We start from the raw sequence: 9,125 nt of genomic DNA, 5'->3' as shown, positions 1-9,125 counted from the left end.
GAGTTCAACCCGGGTGAGACGGCCAAGTCGATTCCGGTGACGATCAAGACCGATGGGGTGTACGAGCTCAGCGAGACCTTCGCGGTGAACCTGTCGAGTCCGTCGCCGGGTGACGCGCCGATCGCTCCGATGAGCGTGACGGTGCGGATCGATGACGTCGACAGTGGTGCCAAGCCGGTCCTCAACCAGCTCGCCGCACCGGTGACCACGGTCAAGGAAGGCGTGACAGCGACTGCCGGCTTCACCGTCCAGCTCGACCGCGTGGCCTCGGAGAACGTCGACGTCACGGTGACGGTCACCCCGGGCACCGCGACGCACCAGTCCAACGTGCCCGGCAAGAACGACTTCGAGGCGCCGGCCGTACCGGTGACGATCCTGGCCGGTGACAGCTCGGCCGTCGTTCCGATCACCATCAACAACGACGACGTGTACGAGCTCACCGAGACCGCCACGGTCAAGGTGGTGGTCGCCGCCGGTGAACTGGACGCCGTCGACGCGTCGTCGCCGGTGACCGCCACCCTGTCCATCGTGGACGACGACGCGGCGCCGGTGATCACCGCCCTGAGCGGTGTCAGCTCCGCCGCCGAGGGCAATACCTCGGTCGCGGTGCAGGGCGCGATGACCGGTGTGGCGCAGGACGCGTACCCGATCACGCTGACCGCGGCCGGTGCGGCCAACCCGTCCGGCAGCGATCCCGCCGAGCCCGGCGACTTCACCGCGACCGGTCTGGTCACCAGCCTGCCGGCCGGTCTGCACAGCGCCGTGGTCCCGCTCGGCACGATCAGCCTCCTGAACGACAAGGCCGACGAGTGGGACGAGACGATCCGTGTCTCGCTCACCGGCGCCGGCTCACCGGCCGCGTCCTGGCTGACCATCACCGACGACCCGAACGACCTGCCGCCGTCGGTGGGGGTCGCCGACCCGGCCCAGCCCGTCGCCGAGAACGCAGGTCCCGCGCTGCTGCCGGTGACCCTCGACTTCACCGACAGCGGGGACGCCGACTCGACCCAGAAGACGGTCACGGTCAAGTACGCCACGGCGAACGGCACCGCCCGAACGCCGGGTGACTACACCGCCTCCGCGGCCAACGCGAGCGTCTCGTTCCCGGCCGGGACCACCGCGAAGAACATCTCCGTACCGATCATCAACGACCTGATCTTCGAGCGGACCGAGGACTTCACGGTGACCATCACCGAACCGGGCCCGACCGGCGTGACGCTCGACAACGACGTCGCCACGGTCACGATCACCGACGATGACAGCACCCGCAAGCCGACCTTCTCGGTCTCCGACGCGACGTTCACCGAGGGCGCGTCCGGGAACGCGAACTTCACGATCAACCTGTCGTCGGTCACCACCCAGCCGGTCGACTTCGAGGTGTCGGTCACCGACGGCACCGCCACGCACGGCGTGAACCTGACCGGTCCCGGGCAGAACGACTTCACCGAACCGGCCACCACGGTGACCGTGCCGGCCGGCTCGGCGACGGTGTCCATCCCGGTTCCGGTCGCCGACGACAGCGCCTACGAGGGCGAGGAGGCGGCGACGCTGACCGTGTCGCCGGCCACCGGCGAGGACGACGTGATCGGACAGTCCGACTCCGGCGACCTGACCATCACCGACAACGACGCCCGGCCGACGCTCCAGCTGAGCCCGTCGTCCGGCAGCGAGGGCACCGATCTGCAGATCCGGGCCACCGTCACCGGCGTCGCACAGCGGGACCTGCCGTTCGACGTCGCCTTCGACGGGGACAGTTCGGGCGGGGTCAACCCGGCCGAGGACGAGGACTACACCGACAACGAGGTCTCCGGGGTGATTCCGGCCGGCTACAACCCGGTCAAGCCGCTCACCCTGGGCACGGTGACGCTGAACCAGGACGAGATCGACGAGCCGGCCGAGTTCTTCCGGATCACGGCCACCGACACGGCCGACGCGGACGTGTCGGTGACCGCCAGCTACCGGATCAACGACGACCCGAACGACCTGCCGCCGACCATCGCGATCGACGACACCACCACGATCGACGAGGATCTCGAGACGGTCGACGTGCACGTCAAGCTCAACTTCGACAGCGACGCGACGTCGACCGAGCAGACTCTGTCGGTCGGCTGGAAGACCGCCGACGGCACGGCCAGGGCGGGCTACGACTACACGTCGAAGACCGGCGTGCTGACCTTCGAACCGGGCGTCACGGACCTGAGCGCCAACGTGCCGATCGTCAACGACACCGTGGACGAGCCGACCCAGGACTTCTCCGTCACCCTGTCCAACGCGTTGCCGAAGGGCGTCGGGATCGATCAGGACACGGGTCAGGTCGAGATCAACGACAACGACGGCGACGGCAGTCCGACGCTGACCGCCCCGGCGAGCCGGGTGGGCGCGGGCGCCGTCCCGGTCAGCGGCCGGGCGCGGGAAGGCGCGCAGGTGCGGATCTACGCCGCGGCCGCGTCCACACCGACCAAGTGGTTCCTCGCGGCTACCGTCACGGCCAACGTGTACGGCATCTACGTCGCGTCGGTGCCGTTCGACATGGGTTACTACCTGCAGGCCCGGGTCGGCAGCGCCACCTCGGCGTCGACGCTGGTGCGGGTGACCCAGGTGCCCGTCCTGACCGCGACGTCCACCACGGCCGGGGTGGTCAACCTGACGGTGGCCGGTAACCCGAAGCAGACGGGTCTGGCGGTCACGATCGAGCGCCAGAACGCCAACGGCACCTGGTCGGTCGTGGTTCGCGGAGCCACCGCGGGCACCGCCAAGACGTACGCCTACGCGCTGCGTGGTCAGAAGTCCGGGACCACGATCACGTTCCGGGCGACGATCGCGGCCAACGCCACCTGGGGCACACTCGCGGGCACCTCCGCGAGCAAGGCGATCAGGGTGCGCTGACCCGGCGTCTCGATACAGCGAACCGGGGGTGGCCGATCGGCCACCCCCGGTTCGCTGTATCCGCCGGTGTCAGTCGACCTCGGCCGTGGCCTGCGCGAACTGGGCCGAGTAGAGCCGGGCGTACGCTCCGCCGGCCGCCATCAGCTCGTCGTGCGTGCCCTGCTCGACGATCGCGCCCGAGTCCATCACCAGGATCACGTCGGCGTCGCGGATGGTGGACAGCCGGTGCGCGATGACGAAGCTGGTCCGGCCGGTCCGCAGCGAGTTCATCGCCCGCTGGATCAGCACCTCGGTGCGGGTGTCGACCGAGCTGGTCGCCTCGTCCAGGATCAGGATGCTCGGCTCGGCCAGGAACGCCCGGGCGATGGTGATCAGCTGCTTCTGCCCGGCGCTGACGTTCGAGCCCTCCTCGTCGATCACCGTCTCGTAACCGTCCGGCAGCATCCGTACGAACGTGTCGACGTGGGCCGCCTCGGCCGCCCGGACCACGTCCTCCAGCACGAACGAGTCGGCCCCGTACGCGATGTTCTCGGCGATCGTGCCGCCGAACAGCCAGGTGTCCTGCAGCACCATGCCCATGTGCTCGCGCAGCTGTTCGCGCGGCATGGTCGCGATGTCCACCCCGTCCAGCGTGATCCGGCCGCCGGTCACGTCGTAGAACCGCATCAGCAGGTTGACCAGCGTGGTCTTGCCGGCCCCGGTCGGTCCGACGACCGCCACCGTCTGACCGGGCTCGGCGACCAGCGACAGGTCGTCGATCAGCGGCTGGTCCGGCACGTACCGGAAGGCCACGTTCTCGAACGCGACCCGGCCCCGCACCGGCGGCATCTCCACCGGCGCCGGGTCGCTGCTCTGCTCGTCCGCGTCCAGCAGCTCGAACACCCGCTCGGCCGACGCCACCCCGGACTGGACCAGGTTGGCCATCGACGCCACCTGGGTCAGCGGCTGGCTGAACTGGCGCGAGTACTGGATGAACGCCTGCACGTCACCCAGCGACAGCGAGCCGGTCGCCACCCGCAGGCCGCCGACCACGGCCACCAGCACGTAGTTCAGGTTGCCGATGAACATCATCGCCGGCTGGATCAGCCCGGACACGAACTGCGCCCGGAACGCTGATTGGTACAGCCCCTGGTTGTGCTCGGCGAAGGTGTCCGCCGCCTCCTTCTGCCGACCGAACACCTTGACCAGCGAGTGACCGGTGAACATCTCCTCGATGTGCCCGTTGAGCTTGCCGGTGGTCGCCCACTGCTTGACGAACTGCGGCTGCGACCGCTTGCCGATCTGGGTGGTCACCCAGATCGAGACGGGTACGGTGACCAGCGCGATCAACGCCAGCAGGGGCGAGATCCAGAACATCATGGCCAGTACGCCGAGGATCGTCAGCAACGCGGTGATGAGCTGCGCGAAGGTCTGCTGCAACGTCTGGGCGATGTTGTCGGTGTCGTTGGTGGCCCGGCTCAGCACCTCGCCGCGGGCCTGCTTGTCGAAGTAGGACAGCGGCAGCCGGGCCAGCTTGGCCGACACGTCCTGCCGGAGCCGGAAGACGACCAGCTGCACCAGGGTCGCGACGAGCCGGCCCTGCAGCGCGGCGAACACCGACGCGAACAGGTAGACCAGTGCCACCCAGGCCAGGATGTGCATCAGCCGGTCGAAGTCGATGCCCACGCCGGGCGTGAAGTCGATGCCGGACAGCAGATCGGCGCGGTTGGTCTCACCCCGCGCCCGCAGGGCGTCGACCGCCTGCTGCTTGGTGGTGCCGGGCGGCGCCGTGTTGCCGATCATCTTGCCGACGACGCCGGAGAAGACGATGTCGGTGGCGTGGCCGAGCAGGCGTGGGCCCAGCACGGTCAGGAACACGCTGGTGACGCCCAGGGCCAGGACCAGGGCGGCCTTGGCCCGGTGCGGCTTGAGCAGGCCGAGCAGCCGGCGCAGCGATCCCTTGAAGTCCTTGAGTTTCTCGGTCGGCTGGCCGCCGGCCATCATCATCCGCCCCGGCCCGCCCATCGGCGGCCCTGCGGGTCTGCGGGGAGCGGTCATGCTGTGCCTCCGAAACCGTGGAAGGGCTCGCTTCGCTCGCTCATGCCGCGGCCTCCTGCTCAGTCAGCTGGGACAAGACGATCTCGCGGTACGTCTCGTTGGTGTCCATCAGGTCGGCGTGCGTTCCCTCGCCGACCACGCGGCCGTCGTCCAGCACGATGATGCGGTCGGCGTCGCGGATCGTGCTGACCCGCTGGGCCACGATCACCACGGTGGCGTCGGCGGTCTGTGCGGCCAGCGCCGCCCGCAGCGCCGCGTCGGTCGCGTAGTCCAGCGCCGAGAACGAGTCGTCGAAGAGATAGATCTCCGGCTTGTGGACCAGCACCCGGGCGATCGCCAGACGCTGCCGCTGGCCACCGGACACGTTCGTGCCGCCCTGGGCGATCGCGGCGTCCAGCTGCCCGTCCATCCGCTCGACGAAGTCGCGGGCCTGCGCCACCTCGAGCGCCGCCCACAGTTCGTCGTCGGTCGCGTCCGGGTTGCCGTACCGCAGATTGGAGGCGACGGTCCCGGTGAACAGGTAGGGCCGCTGCGGGACCAGGCCGACGACCCGGGACAGCAGGGCCGGGTCGAGCTCGCGGACGTCGACGCCATCGACCAGCACCGAGCCCCCGGTCGCGTCGAACAGCCGTGGCACCAGGTTGAGCAGTGTGGTCTTGCCGGCGCCGGTGCTGCCGATGACCGCCGTCACCTCACCCGGGTGGGCGGCGAGCGAGATGGCGCAGAGGACGGGTGCCTCGGCGCCGGGGTAGTGGAAGTCAACCCCGCGCAGCTCCAGCTCACCGTGTGCGTCCAGGCTGGTGATCGGCTTCGCGGCGATACGTACGGAGGACTCGGTGCCGAGCACCTCCTCGATCCGCTCGGCACACACCTCGGCCCGCGGGATCATCACGAACATGAAGGTGGCCATCATGATCGACATGAGGATCTGCATCAGGTAGCTGAGGAACGCGGTCAGCGCGCCGATCTGCATGTCGCCGGAGTCGATCCGGCCCGCGCCGAACCACAGCACGGCCACGCTGGACAGGTTCACCACCAGCAGCACGACCGGGAACATCAGCGCCATCAGCTTGCCGACCCGCAGCGCCACGTCGGTCACCTCGGCGTTGGCGTCGCGGTAGCGGTCCTGTTCGCGCTCGTCGCGGACGAAGGCGCGGATCACCCGGATGCCGGTGATCTGCTCGCGCATCACCCGGTTGATCTGGTCGATCTTCACCTGGAGGGTGCGGAACAGCGGCCGCATGGCCCGGATGATCAGGCCGACCAGCAGGATCAGGATCGGCACGATGACCAGGATCAGCCCGGACAGCGGCACGTCCTGGTGCAGCGCCAGCAGGATGCCGCCGAAGCACATGATCGGCGCCGACACCATCAGCGTGAAGGTCAGCAGCACCAGCATCTGGACCTGCTGCACGTCGTTGGTGATCCGGGTGATCAGCGAGGGCGCGCCGAACTGGCCGACCTCGCGGGCGGAGAAGTCCTGCACCTGGTCGAAGATCGCGGCGCGTACGTCACGGCCCACCGCCATCGCCGTGCGGGCGCCGAAGTAGACGGCCACGATCTGGGCCGCGATCTGCAGCAGCGTGATGCCGAGCATCTCGCCGCCGATCGTCATCACATAGCCGGTGTCGCCGTTGACCACACCGTTGTCGATGATGTCGGCGAACATGGTCGGCAGGTAGAGCGTCGCCAGGGTTTGCACCAGCTGGAAGGCGATCACCAGCCAGATGTCTCTGCGGTAGGGCCGCAGGTGTGTTCGTAGGAGCTTGAGCAGCACTACTTTTCCCCGTTCCCGATGGTGGGCACTACGAAGGGACCGACCTGGGTGACCAGCAGGCCGTCGAGCAGGAGCGAGACCAGTTCCTCGGCCCGGAAGTTGTCCGGGTCGGCATAGGGGCCGAAGACGTTGGCGCCGGTGAACATCAGCACCATCCGGGCTGTCTCGGCCGGCGTCCGGCGAAGATCGGCGGCGTCCGGCTCGATCAGCTCGGCCACCGCCGTGTGTAACTGTTCGCGGATCAGGTGCATCCGCGCGTGGGTCTGCTCGGCGTGCTCGCCGGACATCGCCAGCATCCGGGCCGCCTGGAGCAGCCGCATGCTCTGCACCGACCGCTCGTGCACGATCCGCGTCGCCACGGTCAGCCGCTCGCGCAGGCCCAGCGACCGGTCGACAGCGGCCAGCCGGTCGATCGTCGGCTGCGGGTCGACGGCCCGCAGCATGGCCGCGATGACCAGCGAGTTCTTGTCCTTGAAGACGCCGAAGATGGTGCCCTCGGCGACCCCCGCGGCGGCCGCGATCTGTTTGGTGCTGATCTCGGTGCCGTGCTCCTCGAGCAGCGGCACGGTGGCCTCGATGAGGGCGGCGCGCCGCTCCTCCGGGGCCATGGCCGGCACCCGCCGGCGTCTTTCCTCCTGCACGCCGCCACTTTAATGAGCGAGTGCTCACTCAGCCACTGACATTTGTCATGGTGTCGCGAACCATGTCCATCATCCTTGACATCATGTATAGAATTTTTGACATGGGAGCGGAAGAAAGACGGGTCTGGATCCTCGGCGGCGTCGCGGTGCTCGGCTACGCGGCCTACTGGATCGCGGTCGCCGGCGGCGTGAGTTACCGGGTGGCGATGCCGTGGACGGTCGGCGCCGCCATCCTGGCCGGCATCGTGCTGCACATCGCGGCCACGGCGATCTGGCGCGAGGACGCGAACCAGAAGGACCAGCGCGACCGCGAGATCGCCCGGTTCGGGCAGGCGATCGGGCAGTCGATGCTGGTCATCGGCGCGGTCGTGGCGCTCGCCCTGTCGCTGACCGAGGCCCCGTACTTCTGGATCGCCAACACCCTGTACGCGGGCTTCGTACTCTCCGCCGTGCTCCAGTCCACCGCCCAGCTGTTCGCCTACCGCCGGGGGTTCCACCCGTGGTGAAACCCACCCGGATCACCAACTCGATCCGCGCGCTGCGCTTCGCCCACGGCGAGATGACCCAGGCCGAGCTGGCCGAGCGCCTCGGCGTGACCCGGCAGACCGTGATCGCCATCGAGCAGGGGAAATACTCCCCGTCGCTGGAGGTGGCGTTCCAGATGGCCCGGATCTTCCAGGTCCCGCTCGAACAGGTCTTTCAATACCCGTCGGATTCGCCCCGGGAGGGCTCATGAAAGCGATCACGCAGCATCGGTACGGGTCGTACGAGGTGCTGCACCACGAGGAGGTGCCGCGCCCCGCGCCCGGCCCCGGCCAGGTGCTGCTGCGGGTGGCGGCGGCCGGCGTCGACCCCGGCCAGTGGCACCTCATGGCCGGGCTGCCGCTGGCCGCCCGCCTGGCGTTCGGTCCATCCCGCCCGCGCGCGGTCGTCCGGGGCCGTGATGTGGCCGGCACGGTGGTCGAGACCGGACCGGGCGTCACCGGCCTGACCGAGGGCGACGAGGTCTTCGGCGTCGCCGACGGATCCTTCGCCGAGTACGCCGTGGCCAAGGCCGGCCTCCTGGTCCAGCGGCCGGCGAACGTGCCGGCCACGGTCGCCGCGGCCACGCCCACCTCCGGCTACACGGCGCTGCGAGCCGTGGCCAAGGCCGCCCTCACGCCCGGGCAGCGCGCGCTCGTGATCGGGGCCGGCGGCGGCATCGGCACCATGCTGGTCCAAATCCTCGCCGCCCGCGGCGTGTCGGTGACCGGCGCGTGCAGCGCGTCCAAGGCGGCCCTGGTCCGCTCCCTGGGCGCGGCCACGGTGATCGACTACCGGGTCACCCCGCTCGGCACCGGCTACGACGCGGTCTTCGACCTGGCCGGCCTGCGCGGCCTGCCGTCCTTGCGCAAGCTCCTGACCCCCCGCGGCACCCTGGTCCTGATCGGCGGCGAGGACAGCGGCCGCTGGCTCGGCGGCGCGACCACCCGCTCGCTGCGCGCCAACCTGGTCAACCTGTTCACCACCCAGCGCCTGCGTCCCGTGCTGGCCCTGGAGAACCGGGCCGACCTGGCCGAGCTGGCGGCCCTGCTCGAAGCCGGCACGCTGACCCCGCGGGTGGAACGGACGTTCCCCCTCGCCGGCACCGCCGAGGCCCTGCGCCGGCTGATGGAGGGCCAGGCCCAGGGCAAGTACGTGATCACGCCCTAGGCGGGAGCCTGTCGAAGGTTCAGCACCACCCCGAGGGGGACGGGGGACGCTGCCGCGGGTGTCGCTGGTCGGCGACACCCGCGGAAGGAGGG

General features: G+C 69.6%; 7 protein-coding genes. 4 read left to right on the top strand and 3 right to left on the bottom strand.

All coding sequences use genetic code 11. The features are described from left to right. A partial coding sequence (locus ACGFIO_RS07590; RefSeq protein ID WP_392823369.1) for a Calx-beta domain-containing protein occupies positions 1-2,886 on the top strand: 2,886 nt, incomplete at its 5' end. A 69-nt stretch (positions 2,887-2,955) separates the two neighbouring features. On the opposite strand, the gene ACGFIO_RS07585 is transcribed toward ACGFIO_RS07590, so the two are convergent. From ACGFIO_RS07585 to ACGFIO_RS07575, 3 genes are read right to left on the bottom strand one after another with little or no spacing between them, the layout of a single operon-like run. Beyond that, a complete protein-coding gene (locus ACGFIO_RS07585) occupies positions 2,956-4,923 on the bottom strand; it encodes an ABC transporter ATP-binding protein (RefSeq protein ID WP_392823367.1) in 1,968 nt (655 codons plus the stop codon). A 40-nt stretch (positions 4,924-4,963) separates the two neighbouring features. Then, positions 4,964-6,700 (bottom strand): ABC transporter ATP-binding protein, encoded by a 1,737-nt coding sequence (locus ACGFIO_RS07580; RefSeq protein ID WP_392823366.1) that lies wholly within the window; start codon positions 6,698-6,700, stop codon positions 4,964-4,966. Then, positions 6,700-7,341 carry a TetR/AcrR family transcriptional regulator gene (locus ACGFIO_RS07575; RefSeq protein WP_392823364.1) on the bottom strand — a complete coding sequence of 214 codons (642 nt, stop codon included), beginning with the start codon at positions 7,339-7,341 and terminating at the stop codon, positions 6,700-6,702. The genes ACGFIO_RS07580 and ACGFIO_RS07575 overlap by 1 nt, the downstream gene beginning before the upstream one ends. Positions 7,342-7,442: 101 nt before the next feature. Between ACGFIO_RS07575 and ACGFIO_RS07570 the strand changes: the two genes are divergently transcribed. The 3 genes from ACGFIO_RS07570 to ACGFIO_RS07560 are packed head-to-tail and all read left to right on the top strand — an operon-like array spanning position 7,443 to position 9,033. After that, positions 7,443-7,847 carry a hypothetical protein gene (locus ACGFIO_RS07570; protein ID WP_392823362.1) on the top strand — a complete coding sequence of 135 codons (405 nt, stop codon included), beginning with the start codon at positions 7,443-7,445 and terminating at the stop codon, positions 7,845-7,847. Further along, positions 7,841-8,077, top strand: coding sequence for a helix-turn-helix transcriptional regulator (locus ACGFIO_RS07565; protein ID WP_392823360.1), 237 nt, complete (start codon positions 7,841-7,843; stop codon positions 8,075-8,077). Before ACGFIO_RS07570 ends, ACGFIO_RS07565 begins: the two co-directional genes overlap by 7 nt. After that, positions 8,074-9,033, top strand: a complete 960-nt coding sequence (locus tag ACGFIO_RS07560) for an NAD(P)-dependent alcohol dehydrogenase (RefSeq protein WP_392823357.1) — start codon at positions 8,074-8,076, stop codon at positions 9,031-9,033. Before ACGFIO_RS07565 ends, ACGFIO_RS07560 begins: the two co-directional genes overlap by 4 nt. Positions 9,034-9,125: the final 92 nt, after the last annotated feature.

Origin of the sequence: Actinoplanes sp. NPDC049265, assembly GCF_043197135.1 — a bacterium.
GTDB lineage: Bacteria > Actinomycetota > Actinomycetes > Mycobacteriales > Micromonosporaceae > Actinoplanes.
Note: the sequence above shows the minus strand (reverse complement) of the source record. Positions and strands in the feature narration are given on the sequence as shown.

Coding starts and splice junctions, on each gene's coding strand:
- ACGFIO_RS07585 (WP_392823367.1), bottom strand. CDS start 4,923: ATGACCGCTCCCCGCAGACCCGCAGGGCCGCCGATGGGCGGGCCGGGG.
- ACGFIO_RS07570 (WP_392823362.1), top strand. CDS start 7,443: ATGGGAGCGGAAGAAAGACGGGTCTGGATCCTCGGCGGCGTCGCGGTG.
- ACGFIO_RS07560 (WP_392823357.1), top strand. CDS start 8,074: ATGAAAGCGATCACGCAGCATCGGTACGGGTCGTACGAGGTGCTGCAC.